Genomic DNA, 19,555 nt, shown 5'->3' on the forward strand with positions numbered 1-19,555 from the left:
CACCTCCTCCTACTCGATTTTATGTCGTGTCGGTGTTTGTAGTATAATGTCAAAAGTGAGGGGAGGATGACGCATGTTACAAGAGCACGAAGCGAAAACGGTGCGTAAAATTGTCTTATATATTACCGCACCTTTGTTATTGTTGATGATTGCCGCATGCATCGGTTTGTTTGCATATATTCGTTCCGCCTTGCAGCCGGTTGATCCGAACGACAAAACACCAATTCAAGTAGAAATTCCAATCGGTTCATCGGTGTATACGATTGCGAATGTATTAGAAAAAAACGGTGTGATTAAAAATGCGACCATTTTTCGCTATTATGTGAAATTTAAAAACCACGCCGACTTTCAAGCGGGTAATTATACATTTACAAAAGCAATGACGGTAGCGCAAATTGTAGACAAGCTAAAAACAGGAAAAGTCGTCAAAGAAGCAAAGTTAAAAATAACGATTCCAGAAGGAAAACAGCTAACGCAAATTGCAACGATCATTTCGCAAAAAACAGGCTATTCATCCGAAGACATTATGGCGAAATTAACTAATCGCACCTATATCAATGAGCTAATAAAAAAATATCCTTCCGTTTTAACAACGAACATTTTAAATAAAAACATTCGCTATGCGCTTGAAGGATATTTATTTCCAGCGACATATTCCTTTACAGAAGAAAAACCTGCGCTCGAAGAAATCATTGAAACCATGGTTGCGAAAACGGAAGAAGTATTAGCAAAATATACAGAAGACATGGAAGCGCGTGGCTTGACCGTCCATCAATTGCTAACGATGGCGTCACTTATTGAAGAAGAAGCAACGGAAAAAGCGGATCGCGAAAAAATCGCAAGCGTGTTTTACAATCGATTAGAAAAAGGTATGCCATTACAAACAGACCCAACTGTTTTATATGCGCTTGGAAAACATAAACAACGTGTATATTATAAAGATTTAGAAGTGAATTCCCCGTATAATACGTACATGTATACAGGACTTCCACCGGGACCGATTGCGAACGCAGGCGAGGTGTCGATCCACGCGGCGCTTCATCCAGCGGAGACGGACTATTTTTACTTTTTAGCGACGCCAGCCGGAGATGTCATTTTTACAAAAACACTTGACGAACATAATCGCGAGAAGGCAAAATATATCGGAAAGCAATAAAACGTTCGCTTTTTGTTTTTATTTATGGTAGTATATATGAAGTTATGGATCGTGATGAAACAAGAGTTCAATTCGTTTGAACTCTTGTTTTTGCGAGGAGGACAGTTCGTTGGTAAATGAGGAAATGATTCATTATTTAGAACGATTACTACCAAAAAAAGAAGAAGCGATCGTAGCGATGGAACAATATGCACATGAACATCATGTGCCGATTATGGATGCGCTCAGCATCGAAACGATGTTGCACATTTTAAAACTTGTTCAACCGACGCGCATTTTAGAAATTGGCACCGCGATTGGATACTCCGCCATACGCATGGCAAAAGCGTTGCCAAATGCGCACATTGTCACGATTGAACGAGATGAAAAGCGCTACAAACAAGCGCTTGTTTATGCAGAACAAACGAATACAAAAGCGCAAATGACGTTATTGTTTGGCGATGCGCTTCATATAAGCGATGAAGTAAAAAAACATGCTCCGTTTGATGTATTGTTTATTGACGCGGCAAAAGGACAATATCGCCGCTTTTTTGAGTTGTACGAGCCACTTTTAAGCGAACAAGGAATCATTATAACGGATAACGTCTTGTTTAAAGGTCTTGTCGCTTTAGACGAACGAGTGGAACAAAAACGTATTCGCCAACTCATTAAAAAAATTCAAGCATATAACGAATGGCTTATGGCGCATCCACGCTATGAGACAGTCATCATTCCGATCGGTGACGGAATGGCGATATCGAGAAAACGAGGTGAATAGAATGAAAAAACCAGAATTGCTTGTTACGCCAACGAGCGTGGCGCATATTGAACAACTCGCACAAGCAGGAGCGAATGCCGTCATCATTGGTGAACAACGGTACGGCTTGCGTTTAGCAGGTGAGTTTTCACGTCAAGATGTGATCGATGCGATGCAAGTCGCTCGAAAAAACGATGTACGTGTATATGTGGCAATGAACGCACTTTTTCATAATGACAAAGTTGATGAACTGAGCGACTATGTCCGCTTTTTGGCAGAGCAACAAGTCGATGCGATCGTGTTTGGCGACCCAGCTGTCTTAATGACAGTACGGGAAGTAGCACCGCATATGAAACTTCATTGGAATACAGAAACGACAGCGACAAACTGGTACGCTTGCAACTATTGGGGACGAAAAGGAGCAAAACGTGCCGTTCTTGCCCGCGAGCTGAATATGGAAGAAATCATTGATATTAAAAATCATGCGGAAGTGGAAATTGAAGTGCAAGTACATGGAATGACATGCATGTTCCAATCGAAACGTTCCCTCATCGGTAACTATTTCGAATATCAAGGCAAGTTTATGGAAATTCAACAAATGAAATACGCAAAAGGGCTCTTTTTGTACGACAAAGAACGCGACAACAAATATCCGATTTTTGAAGATGAAAACGGTACGCACATTATGAGCCCTAATGATATTTGCATTATTGATGAACTTGAAGACATGATTGACGCCAAAATCGATAGCTTTAAAATTGACGGCGTGCTTCATGAGCCAGATTATATTACAGAAGTAACGAAATTATATCGCCGCGCCATTGATTTATGTGCAGAAAATCGCGAGCAATACGAAGAGGAAAAAGGTGAACTGCTTGCGCGCATTGAAGCGATTCAGCCGACACATCGCCCGTTAGACACCGGCTTTTTCTTTAAAGAAACGGTATATTAAACATATTAAACGAAAAGGAGGGAGCCTTCATGAGCATATCACAAATTATCAATGGCAAGCGCGTCATTGTGAAAAAACCAGAGTTGCTTGCGCCTGCTGGCAACTTAGAGAAGTTGAAAGTGGCTGTTCATTATGGAGCAGACGCTGTCTTTATCGGCGGACAAGAATACGGTCTTCGTTCTAATGCCGACAACTTTACGCTTGAAGAAATGGCCGAAGGTGTGCAATTTGCGAAAAAATATGGCGCAAAAATTTACGTGACGACAAACATTTACGCACATAACGAAAACATTCCGGGGCTTGAAGATTATTTGCGCGGTTTAGAGCGTGTTGGTGTGCATGGCATTATCGTCGCGGATCCGCTTATTATTGAAACCGCACGTCGCGTCGCACCAAAATTAGAAGTACATTTAAGTACCCAACAGTCGCTTACAAACTGGAAAGCGGTGCAATTTTGGAAAGAAGAAGGGCTTGAACGGGTTGTTTTAGCGCGCGAAACAAGCGCGGAAGAAATTCGCGAAATTAAAGAAAAAGTCGATATTGAAATTGAAACATTTATTCACGGTGCAATGTGTATTGCATATTCTGGTCGCTGTGTATTAAGCAACCATATGACTGCGCGCGATTCTAACCGTGGGGGCTGTTGTCAGTCGTGCCGCTGGGATTACGATTTGTACAAGCTCGAAGGAGACCGTGCCATCGCATTGTTTGATGAAAACGACGATCCGTTTGCGATGAGCCCGAAAGATTTAAATTTAATTCAATCGATTCCAAAAATGATTGAGCTCGGTATTGATAGTTTAAAAATCGAAGGGCGAATGAAGTCCATTCATTACGTCGCAACCGTCGTTAGCGTGTATCGCAAAGTCATTGATGCCTACTGTGCAGACCCTGACAATTTCGTCATTCGCAAAGAGTGGCTAGATGAGCTCGATAAATGTGCGAATCGTGACACCGCGCCAGCCTTTTTTGAAGGTGTTCCAGGCTATAAAGAGCAAATGTTTGGCGTTCATAGCAAAAAGACGACGTACGATTTCGTCGGTCTTGTGCTTGACTACGACAAAGAAACAGGCATCGTGACGTTGCAACAGCGCAACTTCTTTAAACCAGGCGATGAAGTTGAATTTTTCGGACCTGAAATCGAAAATTTTACACAAGTCATTGAAAAAATTTGGGATGAAGAAGGAAATGAGCTTGATGCAGCTCGTCATCCGCTCCAAATTGTTCGTTTTAAAGTCGATCGAGAAGTTTTCCCATACAACATGATGAGAAAGGGGCACTAACATGAGGAAGAAACCGGTTGTCATCGGAGTTGCAGGCGGCTCTGGTTCGGGGAAAACGACCGTTACAAAAGCGATTTATGAACATTTTCAAGGACATTCCATTTTAATGCTTGAACAAGACTTTTACTATAAAGACCAAAGTCATTTGCCGTTTGAAGAACGATTAAAAACAAACTACGATCATCCACTTGCTTTTGACAATGATTTGCTTATTGAACATATTAATAAACTTTTGAATTACGAACCAATTGACAAGCCTGTATACGACTATACGCTTCATACTCGTTCAAACGAAGTCATTCGCGTCGAGCCGAAAGATGTCATCATTTTAGAAGGCATTCTTGTATTAGAAGACGAACGATTGCGCAACTTAATGGATATTAAAGTGTACGTTGATACGGATGCCGACATTCGTATTATTCGCCGCTTATTGCGCGACATTAAAGAGCGCGGTCGCATGCTTGAATCGGTCATCGAACAATATGTGAACGTCGTGCGTCCAATGCACAATCAGTTTGTTGAGCCGACGAAACGGTATGCCGACATTATTATTCCAGAAGGCGGCCATAATCACGTTGCCATCGATTTAATGGTTACAAAAATTCAAACGATTCTTGAACAAAAGTCTATTTTGTAATACCATAGCATAGATAATATGTAAACTTTTTGTCTTTGTACGAACGAGCCGTTCGTACATTTTCCATACATAAATAAAAGGAGTGAATGTCATGTCAATGGAAAAAGAATACCCAATGACGAAAGCGGGGAAGGAGAAACTTGAGCAAGAACTTGAATATTTAAAAACGGTGAAGCGGAAAGAAGTCGTAGAGCGCATTCAAATTGCGCGCAGCTTCGGGGACTTATCCGAAAACTCGGAGTACGATGCAGCAAAAGATGAGCAAGCGTTCGTTGAATCGCGCATTCAAATGCTTGAAAATATGATTCGCAATGCGAAAATTATTGAAGAAGACTTAGAAAGCACAGACGTCGTATCGCTTGGAAGAACGGTGACATTTGTCGAGCTTCCAGATGGGGAAGAAGAGTCGTATACGATCGTCGGTAGTGCAGAAGCTGATCCGTTTGAAGGAAAAATTTCAAACGACTCTCCAATTGCGAAATCGCTCATCGGCCGCCGTGTTGGCGAAGAAGTAACCGTTCATACGCCTGGCGGCGATATGGTTGTAAAAATCATCGCAGTAAAATAGGTTTTAAAATCCAACACCTCGTCGACAATGAAGACGAGGTGTTTTTTATGGAAAAAAAACGAATCGTCATCATATTAACAATTATTCAATTAGCGATATTCGGTTTGGTCGGTCGGCTCGTTCAGCTACAACTTGTGAGCACCGAATCGTTTCATGGGATCAATTTAATTGAGGAAAGCGTTGCTCAGCGAACGGAACAACTCGTCATCGATGATGGTCGCGGTGTGTTTGTTGATCGAAACGGCGAGCCGCTCACATATGAATACATTCCGACGCTAGTTTTATTTCCATTTTTAAAAAAAATGGACTGGCCAATCGATCAAATTGCTGCGATCATTTCCGTGCCAAAAGAAGTGTTGAAACGACAGCTTGAAGAGGCGAAAGGTCCGATCATTTTGCATGACGGACAACGGCCCATTCAGCTTCAACCGTGGCAAATGGAACGCATTAACAAGCTGCATATTCCCGGTGTCATCGCTGTTCATAAACAATACGAACTAAAGGAAAAATACGCCCAACACGTCATCGGTTTTCTTGGAGAAAGCGAAAAGTTGCTTGGGGAGCGGTACGGGGAGCGAAAATTATCGCCAAAAACGAAAATCGGCGTTGCTGGTTTGCAAAGTTCGTTTGATGAATTTTTAATTCCTGATGGGGAAACGAAGCTATTGTATCACGTAGACGCTCGCGGTGAGCCGCTGTTTGGCATGGATGTGAAATATACAGAGCAGGCAAATCCGTTTTATCCAATTACGGTGCAAACAACGATTGATCGCACGATCCAACAGCGCATCGAACAAATGATTGCCCAACATGGGATGAAAAAAGGCGCTGTCGTTTTGCTCGATGTCGAAACAAACGACGTTGTTGCGCTTGCAAGCGCCCCGGCGATTGATGAACGGGATCCGTATAAAGACGGAGCAGCGGAAAACCGTGCTCTTCTTCCTCAAGTGCCGGGCTCTGTTTTTAAAGTTGTCGTTGCAGCAGCGGCACTTGAAAACGGGCTTGTTCACGGACAAACGTTTAACTGCGATCGAAAAATTAACGGTGAGCCGGAAGAAAAAAAGAAAGGTATGCGCACGTTTGAAGAGAGCTTTGCGATTAGTTGCAACAACACATTTGCGGAGTTAGGAAAACAGTTGATCGCTATGGATAAAAACATGTTTGATATATATGCCGAAAAACTCGGCCTATTTCCGCGTGTCGGCTGGGAAGGAGATGTATATCACTTCGAATCGTTTCGTCCGCTTCATGAAGAGAAGCAAGGGAAAATTTGGACGGATGAAAGAGACAAAAACGTTCCGCTTGCTGTTGCCCAAACGGCGATCGGACAAAAAGATGTGCGTGTCTCACCGCTTGCGGTGGCGAATATGATGGCGACAATTGCACGCGGCGGTGAGGCAAAGCAAGTGCGCATCGCCCAAAAAATGATGTATAAAAACGGTACAACATTTTTCACCTTCGACGAGAAGCGACTAACAACAGATTCGTTACGTCCAGAGACGATTGATAAATTACAAGAGCTTTTACAACTCGTTGTGACGCATTCCGAAGGTACGGGTCGCGCGTTTCAACCATTGCCTTATGCCGTCGCAGGAAAGTCGGGAACGGCAGAAACGGGGGAAGAAGGACTCGTAAACAAATGGTTTGCAGGTTATTTTCCAGCTGACCGTCCAAAATATGCGCTCGTTGTGGTACAATTAGAAACAGCATCAGCCGCTTCTGTCACGAACGCCATTTTTGCCGATATCGTTCGTGCAACATATGAGTTGGAACAGAAAGGAATGAACGAAGAGTGAGCAGCCGTTTTGCGAAACGTTCAAAACAAAGAAAAGTAAACCGCGTATTAAATACGTTCATTGCGATTGTGTTTGCGCTTATTTTATTTTTCGGATGGAAATGGTTGTTCGCCAACGACCGTCCGGTGAAAGAAACAAACACATCTCCACAATCGGTTGAAGTGGAGACAAATGAGCCGCCAAACGATGAGCAACCATCCGAAACGGAAACAGAAATAAATGAGCAACAATCGAACGACACCGTTGAAGAAACGGTTGTCGATGATCCAAACTCAAACGTCATCCGTGAGATTGTCAATCCGTCATGGCAGCCGATCGGTACAACGCAATCGGAGCCACATGTGACACAATACGATAAAAATTCAGTTGATTGGAAAGAAATGCTCGATGCGATTAGTTATGCGACTGGCATTTCTTCTTCTGATTTGATCGTTTGGTTTATCGGAAATGGAGGAAGCCCGAATCATGCTGTTGCTACTGTCTCCAAAAAAGATAAAACGGAACATTATAAAGTGTTTATCGAATGGGTGACAAATGAAGGGTGGAAGCCAACAAAAGTACAACAATTTAAAAAAATAGAGCGCCGTCCGTGACGCTCTATTTTTTTGCTTTAAAATGCACCATCGCGCTATAAAGACGTTGTCCGTTTTCTAACAGTTGCATTTGATACGAAACATGATGCACTTCAAGCATAATCGCTTTGTTATGTTCAATTTGCTCATTAATTTTTTTCTCTAACGCCGCTAAGTCCGTCGCTTCGAAAAATTCCACTTTATCTTGAATGAGATCAAACGTAATCATCGTCCTCCTCCTCTCTACACGTAGTTTAACACATTTCCATTGAACATCTAAAAAAAATGTGATAGATTGAGAACAGCAGTACATTTAATTCATACTATACTTATAGGAATTATTATATTTAATGGAGTGTGACATCATGGGACGTGAGTTTTTAGACATCTTTGAGAATTGGGCACAATCGTATGATTCGTCAGTATACGGGCACGATGAACAATATCGCGACGTATTTGACGGATATGAGACGATTTTAAATACAGTTGTTGAAAAAAGCGGCAACGTCGTGTTAGAGTTTGGGGTTGGGACAGGAAATTTAACGAAAAAACTAATTGAGGCGAATAAAACCGTATATGGCATTGAACCGTCTGCACCGATGCGTGAGCTCGCCAAAGAAAAACTCGGTCATGCGACGATTGAAGACGGAGACTTTTTACAGTTTCCTTTGCCAAATGAACCGATCGATACGATCGTGAGCACATATGCTTTTCACCATTTAACAGATCAAGAAAAAGAAGAAGCGATCGGCAAGTATAGCACACTTCTTCATAAAGGTGGTAAAATAGTGTTTGCGGATACAGCGTTTATTAACCACGAAGCGTACGAGGCGATGATCGCAGAAGCGAAACAAAAAGGATTCGTCGATTTAGCGGAAGACTTACAGCGCGAATATTACACGACAATTCCTGCCTTAGAGCATATGTTTACTACACATGGTTTTACGGTCACATTTACGCCGATGAATCGCTTCGTTTGGTTGATGGAGGCTGTCAAACAATAGGTGAAAGAGGTTGAAACGATGAACATAGCGATCATTGGAGCGATGGAAGAAGAAGTAGCCATTTTACGAGAAAAAATAGCGAACCGAACAGAAACAACGGTAGCAAATTGCTCATTTTATAGCGGTACATTAGACGGAGCGAACGTCGTTTTATTAAAATCAGGTATCGGTAAAGTAAACGCAGCGATGTCAACAACGATTTTGCTTGAACGTTTTGCGCCAGATGTTGTGATTAATACAGGCTCTGCTGGCGGTTTTGCGCCGTCGCTAAACGTTGGTGATATCGTCATTTCAACCGAAGTTGTTCATCATGATGTAGACGTGACGGCATTTGGTTACGCATATGGTCAAGTGCCGGGCATGCCAGCGCGATACGCGGCAGATGAGCGATTAGTACAAGCAGCCGAAACGAGTGCAGCGCACATTCGCGATATTCAAGTGGCGAAAGGATTAATTGCGACAGGCGATTCATTTATGCACGATCCAGCGCGCGTCGATTTTGTACGCACACAATTTCCAGACTTATATGCCGTCGAAATGGAAGCCGCTGCGATTGCGCAAGTATGCCACCAATTTGGCGTCCCGTTTGTCGTCATTCGCGCGTTATCAGACATCGCTGGTAAAGAGTCAAACATATCGTTTGAACAATTTTTACAAAAAGCAGCCCTTCATTCATCTGAACTTGTTCAATTAATGGTGAATGAATTAAATAAATAGGGAGAGGCATCCTCTCCTTCTTTTCATCTTTTGGGAGGTCACAACATGAAAGTAGCGAAAAACGTGCATGAATTGATCGGCCATACGCCAATCGTTGAAATTACGCAATTTCCGCTGCCAAAAGGGGTACGCATATTTGCGAAATTGGAATATTTTAACCCGGGCGGAAGCATCAAAGATCGTCTCGGTCAAGAATTGTTAAACGATGCGCTAGCGACAGGCAAGTTAAAAGAAGGTGGAACGATTATCGAGCCGACGGCAGGCAATACAGGGATCGGTCTTGCGCTTGCGGCGATCGGAAAAAACATTCGCGTCATTTTTTGCGTCCCCGAAAAGTTCAGCATCGAAAAACAACAACTCATGCGCGCACTTGGCGCAACCATCATCAATACGCCAACGAGCGAAGGAATGGCAGGGGCGATTCGGAAAGCGAAAGAGCTCGCCGCTGAAATTCCAAACTCCTATTGCCCACAACAGTTTGAAAATCCAGCTAACCCACGCACGTATTATAAAACGCTCGGACCAGAAATTTGGGAGCAACTGGACGGACAAATTGATGTTTTCGTTGCTGGTGCTGGATCAGGCGGCACATTTATGGGGACGGCGAAATTTCTAAAAGAGAAAAATGCGCGGATAAAAACGGTCATCGTTGAACCAGAAGGCTCGATTTTAAACGGTGGAGCACCGGGTCCACATCGCACCGAAGGCATCGGCATGGAATTTTTGCCACCATATATGGATACGAGCTATTTTGATGCCATCCATACGATTTTAGATGACGATGCGTTTCGTCGCGTCAAGGAGCTTGCGCAAAAAGAGGGACTGCTTGTCGGCAGCTCATCTGGTGCCGCATTTCATGCCGCTTTATTAGAAGCGGAACAGGCGGAGGAAGGAACGAACATCGTCGTCGTTTTTCCAGATAGCAGCGAACGATATTTAAGTAAACATATTTATGAAGGCGGGATGTAATGTGAGAAGAAAAACGAAATTGATTCATGGCGGCATTGCGGGAGATGTGCATACAGGGGCTGTCTCTGTTCCAATTTATCAAGTGAGCACGTATAAACAAGAAGCGGTCGGCGTGCATAAAGGATATGAATATTCACGTACAGGCAACCCGACCCGCCATGCACTAGAGGAGCTTATTAAAGATGTGGAAGAAGGATATGCTGGCTTTGCGTTCAGTTCAGGCATGGCAGCCATTACTGCCGTCATGATGTTGTTCAATAGCGGCGATCACGTCATTTTAACAGATGACGTATATGGTGGCACATACCGCGTCATGACGAAAGTGTTGAACCGTCTTGGCATTGCATCGACATTTGTCGATACGAGCGATTTAGCGAATATTGAAGCGCACATTCAACCAAATACGAAAGCCATTTATATCGAAACACCGACAAATCCGCTTTTAAAAATTACGGATGTACAAGGGGCAGCAGCGATTGCGAAACGTCATGGATTATTAACGATTGTCGATAACACGTTTAGCACACCATATTGGCAAACACCAATTGCGCTTGGCGCAGACATCGTCATTCATAGCGCGACAAAATATTTAGGTGGTCATAGCGATGTTGTCGCTGGGCTTGTCGTCGTCAATAGCGAACAACTAGCGAAAGACATCCATTTTATTCAAAACTCGACAGGCGGTATTCTCGGTCCGCAAGATTCGTGGTTATTGATGCGCGGCATAAAAACGCTCGGCATTCGCATGGAAGAACATGAACAAAATACGCGCAAAATCGTTGAATTTTTAACGAATCATCCAGCTGTTACGCGCGTGTATTACCCTGGGATTTCGTCGCATCCGAATCATGACGTAGCGAAAAAACAAATGCGCGGCTTTGGCGGCATGGTGTCATTTGACGTTGGAAATGCCGAAAAAGCAGAACAAGTGCTCACGCGCGTCCGCTACTTTACGCTAGCGGAAAGTTTAGGAGCGGTCGAAAGTTTAATTTCCCTCCCTGCAAAAATGACGCACGCCTCTATCCCGAAAGAGCGTCGTGCTGAACTCGGCATTACGGACGGACTTATTCGCATTTCTGTTGGCTTAGAAGATGCGGATGATTTAATTGAAGATTTAGCACAAGCTTTGGCATAAATTACATCGCCCCCTTTTTTCTTTTCTATGATACATTGAAGGAAGGAAAGGGGGGCGGTTGTTTTGGAACAACAAAGGCGAAATTGGTTAGGAAAAGCGCGTGACTACAAAGCATATAGTCTCGTTTTATTTGCGCTTAGTGCGTTTTTATATATCGGCACACTCATTCCAGAAGCGATCGACGCAACAAAGCGCCCGCTCGTAATCGGAGGCGTATTCGTACTTATGCTTGCATCGATCATTTTCTCTCACCGCGCCAACACATATTTGCGCAAATTAGACAATGAACAGTAAATTCCCCTGTTTTCGTACAAAGAAAAAACATGTAAAATAAAAGAAAATGGGCAAAGGGGGAATGCATGATGATGTGGATGATTACAGGCTTAGTCATTACAGCTGTCATCGGTTTTGTTATTATCGCGGAAGTGAACGCCGAAGCATAAAACAGTCTCTAAACAGGAGACTGTTTTTAATAAAATTTATTTGTGATAAACTTCACAACTGTCGTCGACCTCCAATCTTGCAAAAACCCCGGGGGATCGACGACAGTTTGTATTTTGTCACTCTTTCAGTTGTATCAACGGATATAGACTATTGACTGAATTTTCGGATGTATGTATAATGATATTGTATAGCTTTTCCATGTGTTGATTTATCAACACTTTTTGGGGTTTGTATCGTACCTATGAGGAATTGAAATTATGATGTGATGTGGGCAAATCCAAACGGAGATCCTGTAGTTTGTATCGTACCTATGAGGAATTGAAATATCAATAAAAAAATGTTAGCCAAAAAACATTTTGATGTTTTTATCGTACCTATAAGGATTAAAAAAGCTGTTCCGAAGTGTTGTTCGGAACAGCTTTTATGTTGTTTATACGTTCCAAAGACCTTTCTTTTGTTGGCGTGCTTTTCGTTCAGCCTCAAGAAAACGTTGTTGATACTTTACATTTGGTTGAATCGTCATCACACGTGCGTATCCGTCTTTGACGAGCGTTTCGTTGTAAAGCTCTTTTCCAACCCAAACGTACGCTAGGAATCGACCGTATTTATCTTTTACCCCGACATCAAATTCGAGTGTGACAGTTTTGTTAGTTAATCGTTTTTTCGTATAATTAGACGCTTCTTTCCCATATTTCTCGACTGGTTTTTGAGGATGGACGGTTTCTGGTGTATTAACCCCAATGAAACGAACTCGTGATGTTGCACCGTTGGAGAAGCGTACATCGATCGTGTCGCCATCTACTACACGAATGACCTTTACGATATGTTTTGAATTTATACGAATAGCAGGAACACCCGCGGCTTTACTTTTTTGGCGAATAATGTTGCCGTTTTTATCATGATAATGATACTCTCCTGTTTTTAGCCCCCATTTTTCGCAATTTGTGCGGCAAGTATGCCCGCCGTTTGCGTCTGTTTTTCCGGGGTGGGCGTATGCAGAAGAAGTAAAGAGAATAGTGAAAGCGATGAGAAAAGAAAATACGGCTCTAAACAAAATAAACTTCCTCCTTTGTCCTCTATATTTTTTGCTCCCTTTCCTATTATTTTTATATTTAAATATTATGTCAAGAAAATGAAGAAGATAGATGAATATTTGGGAGCTTCTGATTCCGAATTTATTAACATAATGATTGAATATGTCATGTTTTAAATTATGAAAATTTCCTGAAATTTAGTTTTATTTGACAAAAAACGACAACATTTTCTTTTCTTTTTCGATAAAATGGGGCAAAAGGAGGTGTATTATGAGGATCATTTGTTCGTTTGAAGTAAAAAAAATACCGCTTCATTACCGAATGATGATTGTTTCAATTCTTAAAGAAAGTATACGGGCATCCAGTGAGGAGTATTACGAGCGGTTATATGCGCAAGCAAATGCAACAAAACCTTTTGTTTTCTCGCCATTTTTAAAAAATTTCCGCTTCAAAGGTGATGAAATTGAGTTAGATGAACTACGCATTATTATTAGTTCACCTGATTATGAATTTTTGCTTCATGTATATAACGGTTTGCAAAGTCAAAAAAGCTTTAAGTATAAAGGATATGAATTTACTCGAAGAAAAATAGTCATGGGAGATGAAAAAAAGATTACATCATCTACGGTTGTCTTTCGAACGCTCTCGCCTTTATTAGTAGAAGATGAAAACAAATCGCCAATTGCACCAGATGACAAGAATTATGAAAAACATATCAACTATTTAGCCGATACAATTTTGTCTGAATATCGTGGCACGGGATTATGCAGACCGTTGATGATACAACCTATTCGATTTAAAAAGATGGTCATCAAAGAATCTAATCGTCAATTTACTGAAAAGTATGGAGAACAACAGCATTTATATTTCACCACGTATCATGGCTTATTTAAGATGAGCGGAGATCCTGCTGATTTACAATTACTTTATCAGCTCGGTTTGTCCAAGCGGCGTAATCAAGGATTCGGAATGCTTGAAGTAGAGGAGGTGAGGGAATGAGAATTGAACTGCGCATGGGTGAATGGATGGTCAACATGGGGCTTGTGGGGTTATATCGTGTATTTGAATATGGTCGGAAACAAGGAATCATTAGCGATGAATACAAAGATAGCGTGACGGTTAAGCCGTGGGGAATTGAACTTGATACCGATGTACTTCCGCAATTGCCAAGAGCATATTTTCTGTATTTATTGGAGGAGTATAGTGTTGCTAGAAGGGAATGTGACAGGTTAGATGCTTACATCGAACAGGTGGAGAACGAAGAACAGTTTAAAAAGCATTTGACAGCGATAAAGAAAGTTATATCAGATACGGGGAAAAGAATTCTTAAATATTTCTCTAGCCATGAATTAGAAAACATTGTTGACAAAATGAAGGAAATAAAAAAATACGAACATATGGATCAGCTGTTAAAATGTATTCATGCGTTTAAAAATATTGTGAATGAAGAAAAGATTAACGAAAAATTGACCTTCAATTATTTTAAAGCCGCTATATTACAGTCTTTTTTTGGACAAGTATCTTTTTTAAATGTGACAAAGAATAGTTTGGACTTGAATGGACATGTAGAGGAGTTTTATAAAAGTTACGTGTTGCCTGTGATTAGCGATCTACAGTTGGAATATGCTCTTAGAGATAGTCATTCTATTGAAGCGATAAGTTCTTTGTTAGAAAAACAGAGTGAATATCAACCGTTTAAACAATTAAAACGAGCATGGAAGAAAAAAACGTTAGAAGAAGTACAAAAATACGTCAAGACAAAAATAAATAAATGTCTACTTTTTAATGAACATCTTGCTTTTTATAACTTTGAAGAAATGGTATTTTCTCCAATCGGTGTTGCGAAAGATAACGCATTTAACTTTAGTTGGCATTTTGATAGTCAGCAACCTAAACCATTATCTTCATTAGCGAAACTTGTGCTTTTATTCGCACCTATTGGCTCGACCATTTATTACAAAAACGAAGGAATAAATGAACAAACAGAACGACGATTGTATGCAGGTTTTGTTCAGACGGATGCCACTTTTGCCGAGGTTTTGCAAAAAAACAATCATTTTAGGGAGTTAAAGAAAAAAAGGGAGCCTTTTAACAAGATCGTCAGTCAACTCGTTCAAAGCGTAAAAAAAGAATCAGAGTATGTGATCGATCACTTATTTTTCCTAGAATTTTTTTCGGATTATAGCAGTAAGAAAACACACTTGAATTATTACCACCTTCCTATTTACTTAGCCAACTATTTCAAACAATATGCAGACAGGCTTGATCACATCAAATCATACGACTATCGCGAGCAGTTTGTGCAATATGTGTTGCGCGGGGCTGATCCCGTTTATGTTATCTATAACTATTTGCTTGATTGTATCAAAAATGAAAGAGGCTCTATTGGCCCGTACATTGCTGTGCGGGAGCGAAATCGAATTTTGCAGTTTAAAAAAGGAGTGAGAGATGTGGCCTCGACAGATAAAAGAGTAAGCGCGTTGTTTATGCAAGGACGGGAAATCCGTGACGCGATTATGCGTTCAAGCGGATCGGAGAAAAAAGTAACAAGCATTGCTTACCGTTTGTTAAACGCTGCGAAAGCAGGAAATAGAAAAAATTTTATGGACACGCTTTTGCGTATTTACATGTCAGCAGATCGCCCAATTTCCCCTATTTTCTTGAATGCGTTACACGAACGGGATTTAGATTTTGCGACAGTGGCAAATGCATTTATCGCTGGATTACTTGCGAACCAATATAAAGAAGAGGAGGAAGTCCAAGCATGAAAAAAGCGTTAACGATGACCGTCATTTTTCAAGCAAACTCATTAAACTATGGAGAAGGAATTGCCAATATTTCAGAGCTGAAAAAATTTCATCGTGGCGATGGTGAAGTATATACATATGCTTCACGCCAAAGCATTCGCTACGATATCGTTCGCCTTGGAAATGAGCTGTTTGGGTGGAATTTAGATACGGTTGACAAAGCAAGCGGGGTTGTTCAATTTAAAAAAGATGTGACGATTAACGACTCTGTTGAAATGGACTTATTTGGTTACTTAAAAACGGATAAAAATTCACAAAAGCGCCCCGCTGTTGTTCGATTAAGCCATGCGATCTCGCTTGAGCCGTACAAAAGTGATTTGGAATTTTTAAACAACATGGGGCTTGCAAGCCGCATTGGACAAGATGCTAACTTAGCCAATATTGAGCAACACCATAGCTTTTACACATATACGCTTACCATTGACTTAAACCGTGTCGGTGTAGATGGGGAGATTGAACTTCCGAACGAAGAAAAAGTGAATCGTGTACTCCAGCTGCTTGAAGTTTTAAAAGTGCTAAACCGCAACATTCGCGGGAGACAAGAAAATTTAGCCCCACTTTTCGTCATCGGTGGAATGTATAACGTGGCAAATCCATTTTTCCTTGGGCGTGTACAGTTAAGTGCAACAGCGAATGGATGGGCTATACAAACAAAGCCAATTAAGGAAACAATGGAACAAACATTTGCTGGGGAAGCAATCGGCAAAGATACACGAATTGGCATATTAAGCGGCGTGTTTGCAAATGAAGGAGAGTTTTATGATTTATTTAATGAACAAGTGATGCCTGTCGAACCATTTTTCCAATATGTTTCAAAACAAATCCAATCGTATTACGGTGTTTAAATATGAAGGCGTTACGATTAAAACTATTTCAAGAAACAGCGTGCTATAAAAAGCCGTTTGCTTCCAAAGTGGCGGAAACGTATCCCCTTCCGCCATATTCAACCGTAAAAGGAATGATTCATGCTTTGCTTGATGCTAATCAGTTTATCCCGATGCGCTTGAGTGTACAGGGAACGTATGAAGCAAAGCTGCTTGATTATCAACGATATTATTTTTTCAAAAAGAAAGAACTATCAAGTTTTCCACTTGTTCTAGATGGGCTAGCGCGAGTTGAATTTTCTTACGATAAAAATGAAATCACGACAATGCCAATGTACACGCACTTGTTGCATAACGTCCATTTATTAATCCATGTCGAAGCAGAGCAGCACATATTAGAACAAATCATTCATGCTATTGAGCATAATACAACTCATTACAGCCTCGGGCGTTGGGAAGATTTAGTTCGGATTGATGAATATAAACTCGTGGACGTTCAAGAGTTTGAAGAAGAGAAAACTGTACAATGGAACGCTTATATTCCTAGCCATCTTCTTGATCGAGAGACAAAAAGTATCCCTTATCAACTCAACTGGAAATATGAAATTGTTAATGGGATTCGGCAGTGGGAAAAAATTAATGTTGGTTATGTACAAAGAGGGATTGAGGCGCCAGAAGGAGTATGGATTGATGAAGACGGGGAACTAGTTTTTTATCATCTGTAGGAGGGGCAATGATGGTTTTTTATGCAAAATCGGAGGGAAGAGAGACGATTCGTGAACATACGGATCGTCTCCTTTATAATTTACATTTGCTAAAAGACGCTTACGGTCACAAATTTATGTTGATGGATGAGAGGATGTGGAAGCTGTTAGAAATTGCTGTGCAGTATCATGATGTCGGCAAAGCGAATACGGTGTTTCAAAATAAAATCCGACAGGCAATTCGTGAATCTGTATTAGAAACGGATATGGAAGCAAATGTACCTCACAATTATTTATCAGTAGGATGTATCCCGCTGAAACAACTAGACCTCACGAAAGAAGAAGAGCGACTACTCATTCACGCGGTTGGTTATCATCATGAGCGTGACCAGCATCCGGACAAGGAAATGATTCGTCATGTTTTAGAGAACGATATAAAACAACAGTTACCGGAACTAATTGAACATATGGGTTTACCTATGACAGAAAAATTCTCATATCGATTCGTCGATCGATTGTTAAAAAGATATACATATCATGACGGAGAAGAATTTTGGAAATATGTCATGATAAAAGGATTGTTGCATCGTTTAGACCATGCAGCGTCTGCGCATATTGATGTTGAAAGCGATGTGGAAAAATCGATCTATACAAATGTCAATGAATATATGCAAAAACAAGGATTTCATAAAAACGATTTGCAACAATTTGCTGAACAGCATAGCGATAAGCATGTGATCGCGATTGCCCAAACAGGAATGGGGAAAACGGAAGCGGCATTGTTATGGATTCAAGATGATAAAGCATTTTTCACATTACCGCTTCGGGTAAGTATAAATGCGATTTATGATCGAATAAAAGAGAAAATGGGGTATGATGCCGTTGGATTGCTTCACTCAACAAGTGTGCATTATTTAGTAGACAAAGAGGAAAATTGGGAAGAATTAAAGCAACAGTCTGAGCATTATGCAAAGAAGCTATTGCTTACAACAATAGACCAAATTTTAAAGTTTCCATTTTACTATAAAGGTTTTGAAAAAGAGTTATCAGCGATGGCAAATGCGAAAGTAGTTATTGATGAAATACAAGCATATGAACCACGCATTGCAGCGATGTTGATTAAATCGCTCGAAATGATTCATCGTGTAGGCGGAAAATTTATGATTATGACTGCCACACTTCCAACTTTATATTTAGAAGAGCTAAAACAGCGAAACGTGATTAACGACGACCAGATTGCGATCGAGGAGTTCATTGACACAAGTGTCCACCGTCATCGAATTTCCCTACGTTCTGAGGGGATAGAAGAAGTGATTGGAGAAATGTTAAACTTGGGCGAAACATCACAAGTGCTTGTCATCGTCAATACTGTTCGTCAGGCAATGAGTCTTTATGATAAATTTTTAGATTGTGACACACAAGTCCCTATCTACTTACTTCATTCACAGTTTACACAAGAAGATCGTCAGCTATTGGAAAAACACATTAAACAATTTAATGAAAAGAATGAACGAGGAATTTGGATTACAACGCAACTCGTCGAGGCAAGTATTGACATTGATTTTGATTATTTGTTTACAGAGATGTCAACGTTAGATAGCTTATTTCAACGTTTCGGCCGTTGTTACCGTAAAAGAGCACTAGACCATGACAATTGCAATATTCATATTTTCACCGAAAATATTTCTGGTATTCCGCGAGTATATAACGAACATCTTGTAAATGAGAGCATTCGGCTGTTAAAGCCATACGATCACCAAATTGTTGACGAACGTGCCAAGGTAGAAATGGTAAAGCAACTATATGATCGAGAAAGATTAAAAGGAACATCATTTTTGAAAGAGTTTGAAGATGCCTTATACATGTTCGACAATCTTGATCCATATGGAATGGATAAACGAGAAGCACAACAAAAGCTACGTGATATTCAAAACATCCAGATCATTACGCGGCAAATGTATGATCAGATTGAGCATCTATTCGAGAGATATAAAAAAGAAAAAGAATGGAAAAAACGCTTGGAATTACGGATGGAAATTGAAAAGAAAACGGTTAGCGTTCAGCGATATGTAGCAGAAAAATATGTGTCGGAGCGTTTGCCAAAGCCATTTGATCATATATATATTGCCGAAGTTGAATACGACTTTAATCGAGAACGGTTGAAAGGGAAGGGGATTTTATTGGACAAACCTTCATCCAATCAACATTAAGAAGGTG

General features: G+C 40.9%; 20 protein-coding genes. 18 read left to right on the plus strand and 2 right to left on the minus strand.

The window, feature by feature from the left end; translation table 11 throughout:
* Nucleotides 1-73 precede the first annotated feature (73 nt).
* The 8 genes from mltG (at nt 74) to ABEV15_RS00760 (ending at nt 7,721) form a co-directional block, all read left to right on the plus strand.
* A complete protein-coding gene (gene mltG / locus ABEV15_RS00725) occupies nt 74-1,156 on the plus strand; it encodes an endolytic transglycosylase MltG (RefSeq protein WP_498852111.1) in 1,083 nt (360 codons plus the stop codon).
* Nucleotides 1,157-1,265: 109 nt separating this feature from the next.
* Nucleotides 1,266-1,913, plus strand: coding sequence for an O-methyltransferase (locus ABEV15_RS00730; protein ID WP_429632184.1), 648 nt, complete (start codon nt 1,266-1,268; stop codon nt 1,911-1,913).
* 1 nt (nt 1,914) lies between these two features.
* On the plus strand, nt 1,915-2,844 hold the full coding sequence (locus tag ABEV15_RS00735; RefSeq protein WP_004889322.1) for a peptidase U32 family protein: 930 nt from the start codon (nt 1,915-1,917) through the stop codon (nt 2,842-2,844).
* Between the two features lie 29 nt (nt 2,845-2,873).
* Nucleotides 2,874-4,127, plus strand: coding sequence for a peptidase U32 family protein (locus ABEV15_RS00740; protein ID WP_429632180.1), 1,254 nt, complete (start codon nt 2,874-2,876; stop codon nt 4,125-4,127).
* A 1-nt stretch (nt 4,128) separates the two neighbouring features.
* Nucleotides 4,129-4,764 (plus strand): uridine kinase, encoded by a 636-nt coding sequence (gene udk / locus ABEV15_RS00745; protein ID WP_429632178.1) that lies wholly within the window; start codon nt 4,129-4,131, stop codon nt 4,762-4,764.
* A 91-nt stretch (nt 4,765-4,855) separates the two neighbouring features.
* On the plus strand, nt 4,856-5,332 hold the full coding sequence (gene greA, locus ABEV15_RS00750) for a transcription elongation factor GreA (RefSeq protein WP_429632176.1): 477 nt from the start codon (nt 4,856-4,858) through the stop codon (nt 5,330-5,332).
* Between the two features lie 47 nt (nt 5,333-5,379).
* Nucleotides 5,380-7,128 (plus strand): peptidoglycan D,D-transpeptidase FtsI family protein, encoded by a 1,749-nt coding sequence (locus ABEV15_RS00755; protein WP_498852112.1) that lies wholly within the window; start codon nt 5,380-5,382, stop codon nt 7,126-7,128.
* A complete protein-coding gene (locus tag ABEV15_RS00760; protein WP_498852113.1) occupies nt 7,125-7,721 on the plus strand; it encodes a YrrS family protein in 597 nt (198 codons plus the stop codon). The genes ABEV15_RS00755 and ABEV15_RS00760 overlap by 4 nt, the downstream gene beginning before the upstream one ends.
* A gap of 4 nt (nt 7,722-7,725) precedes the next feature.
* Here ABEV15_RS00760 and ABEV15_RS00765 read toward each other — a convergent pair whose 3' ends face one another.
* A complete protein-coding gene (locus ABEV15_RS00765) occupies nt 7,726-7,929 on the minus strand; it encodes a DUF2536 family protein (RefSeq protein ID WP_429632169.1) in 204 nt (67 codons plus the stop codon).
* 136 nt (nt 7,930-8,065) lie between these two features.
* Here ABEV15_RS00765 and ABEV15_RS00770 point away from each other — a divergent pair, with 136 nt between their 5' ends.
* From ABEV15_RS00770 to ABEV15_RS00790, 5 genes are all read left to right on the plus strand, one after another.
* Nucleotides 8,066-8,704 (plus strand): class I SAM-dependent methyltransferase, encoded by a 639-nt coding sequence (locus tag ABEV15_RS00770; RefSeq protein WP_429635174.1) that lies wholly within the window; start codon nt 8,066-8,068, stop codon nt 8,702-8,704.
* A gap of 18 nt (nt 8,705-8,722) precedes the next feature.
* Nucleotides 8,723-9,421, plus strand: a complete 699-nt coding sequence (mtnN, locus tag ABEV15_RS00775) for a 5'-methylthioadenosine/S-adenosylhomocysteine nucleosidase (RefSeq protein WP_429632165.1) — start codon at nt 8,723-8,725, stop codon at nt 9,419-9,421.
* Between the two features lie 45 nt (nt 9,422-9,466).
* Complete coding sequence (locus ABEV15_RS00780; RefSeq protein WP_429632163.1) at nt 9,467-10,390, plus strand: PLP-dependent cysteine synthase family protein; 924 nt, start codon at nt 9,467-9,469, stop codon at nt 10,388-10,390.
* Between the two features lies 1 nt (nt 10,391).
* Entirely contained in the window at nt 10,392-11,525 is a 1,134-nt protein-coding gene (locus tag ABEV15_RS00785) for a bifunctional cystathionine gamma-lyase/homocysteine desulfhydrase (RefSeq protein WP_498852114.1), read from the plus strand.
* 63 nt (nt 11,526-11,588) lie between these two features.
* The gene (locus ABEV15_RS00790) at nt 11,589-11,819 is read left to right on the plus strand and encodes a YrhC family protein (protein ID WP_498852115.1); all 231 of its coding nucleotides are present in this window, start codon (nt 11,589-11,591) and stop codon (nt 11,817-11,819) included.
* Nucleotides 11,820-12,399: 580 nt separating this feature from the next.
* Here ABEV15_RS00790 and ABEV15_RS00795 read toward each other — a convergent pair.
* Complete coding sequence (locus ABEV15_RS00795) at nt 12,400-13,023, minus strand: thermonuclease family protein (RefSeq protein WP_091704360.1); 624 nt, start codon at nt 13,021-13,023, stop codon at nt 12,400-12,402.
* 250 nt (nt 13,024-13,273) lie between these two features.
* On the opposite strand from ABEV15_RS00795, the gene cas6 reads away from it, so the two are divergent.
* Genes cas6 through cas3 form a run of 5 tightly spaced genes read left to right on the plus strand, consistent with a single transcriptional unit; the run spans nt 13,274 to nt 19,548 of the window.
* Nucleotides 13,274-14,002 carry a CRISPR-associated endoribonuclease Cas6 gene (gene cas6 / locus ABEV15_RS00800; protein ID WP_498852116.1) on the plus strand — a complete coding sequence of 243 codons (729 nt, stop codon included), beginning with the start codon at nt 13,274-13,276 and terminating at the stop codon, nt 14,000-14,002.
* Nucleotides 13,999-15,771 carry a type I-B CRISPR-associated protein Cas8b1/Cst1 gene (cas8a1, locus tag ABEV15_RS00805; RefSeq protein ID WP_498852117.1) on the plus strand — a complete coding sequence of 591 codons (1,773 nt, stop codon included), beginning with the start codon at nt 13,999-14,001 and terminating at the stop codon, nt 15,769-15,771. Before cas6 ends, cas8a1 begins: the two co-directional genes overlap by 4 nt.
* Nucleotides 15,768-16,655 carry a type I-B CRISPR-associated protein Cas7/Cst2/DevR gene (gene cas7i, locus ABEV15_RS00810; RefSeq protein ID WP_498852118.1) on the plus strand — a complete coding sequence of 296 codons (888 nt, stop codon included), beginning with the start codon at nt 15,768-15,770 and terminating at the stop codon, nt 16,653-16,655. Before cas8a1 ends, cas7i begins: the two co-directional genes overlap by 4 nt.
* Before the next feature lie 2 nt (nt 16,656-16,657).
* Complete coding sequence (cas5b, locus tag ABEV15_RS00815; RefSeq protein ID WP_498852119.1) at nt 16,658-17,359, plus strand: type I-B CRISPR-associated protein Cas5b; 702 nt, start codon at nt 16,658-16,660, stop codon at nt 17,357-17,359.
* A gap of 11 nt (nt 17,360-17,370) precedes the next feature.
* Nucleotides 17,371-19,548: a CRISPR-associated helicase Cas3' gene (gene cas3, locus ABEV15_RS00820; protein WP_498852120.1), complete on the plus strand. Its 2,178-nt coding sequence runs from the start codon at nt 17,371-17,373 to the stop codon at nt 19,546-19,548.
* Nucleotides 19,549-19,555: the final 7 nt, after the last annotated feature.

The organism is Bhargavaea massiliensis, from assembly GCF_050480245.1.
GTDB lineage: Bacteria > Bacillota > Bacilli > Bacillales > Anoxybacillaceae > Anoxybacillus.

Excerpts from the sequence above, each read along its gene's own strand:
- mltG (WP_498852111.1), top strand. The coding sequence starts at position 74 with ATGTTACAAGAGCACGAAGCGAAAACGGTGCGTAAAATTGTCTTATAT.
- ABEV15_RS00735 (WP_004889322.1), top strand. The coding sequence starts at position 1,915 with ATGAAAAAACCAGAATTGCTTGTTACGCCAACGAGCGTGGCGCATATT.
- ABEV15_RS00740 (WP_429632180.1), top strand. The coding sequence starts at position 2,874 with ATGAGCATATCACAAATTATCAATGGCAAGCGCGTCATTGTGAAAAAA.
- udk (WP_429632178.1), top strand. The coding sequence starts at position 4,129 with ATGAGGAAGAAACCGGTTGTCATCGGAGTTGCAGGCGGCTCTGGTTCG.
- greA (WP_429632176.1), top strand. The coding sequence starts at position 4,856 with ATGTCAATGGAAAAAGAATACCCAATGACGAAAGCGGGGAAGGAGAAA.
- ABEV15_RS00755 (WP_498852112.1), top strand. The coding sequence starts at position 5,380 with ATGGAAAAAAAACGAATCGTCATCATATTAACAATTATTCAATTAGCG.
- ABEV15_RS00765 (WP_429632169.1), bottom strand. The coding sequence starts at position 7,929 with ATGATTACGTTTGATCTCATTCAAGATAAAGTGGAATTTTTCGAAGCG.
- ABEV15_RS00770 (WP_429635174.1), top strand. The coding sequence starts at position 8,066 with ATGGGACGTGAGTTTTTAGACATCTTTGAGAATTGGGCACAATCGTAT.
- mtnN (WP_429632165.1), top strand. The coding sequence starts at position 8,723 with ATGAACATAGCGATCATTGGAGCGATGGAAGAAGAAGTAGCCATTTTA.
- ABEV15_RS00780 (WP_429632163.1), top strand. The coding sequence starts at position 9,467 with ATGAAAGTAGCGAAAAACGTGCATGAATTGATCGGCCATACGCCAATC.
- cas6 (WP_498852116.1), top strand. The coding sequence starts at position 13,274 with ATGAGGATCATTTGTTCGTTTGAAGTAAAAAAAATACCGCTTCATTAC.
- cas8a1 (WP_498852117.1), top strand. The coding sequence starts at position 13,999 with ATGAGAATTGAACTGCGCATGGGTGAATGGATGGTCAACATGGGGCTT.
- cas7i (WP_498852118.1), top strand. The coding sequence starts at position 15,768 with ATGAAAAAAGCGTTAACGATGACCGTCATTTTTCAAGCAAACTCATTA.
- cas5b (WP_498852119.1), top strand. The coding sequence starts at position 16,658 with ATGAAGGCGTTACGATTAAAACTATTTCAAGAAACAGCGTGCTATAAA.
- cas3 (WP_498852120.1), top strand. The coding sequence starts at position 17,371 with ATGGTTTTTTATGCAAAATCGGAGGGAAGAGAGACGATTCGTGAACAT.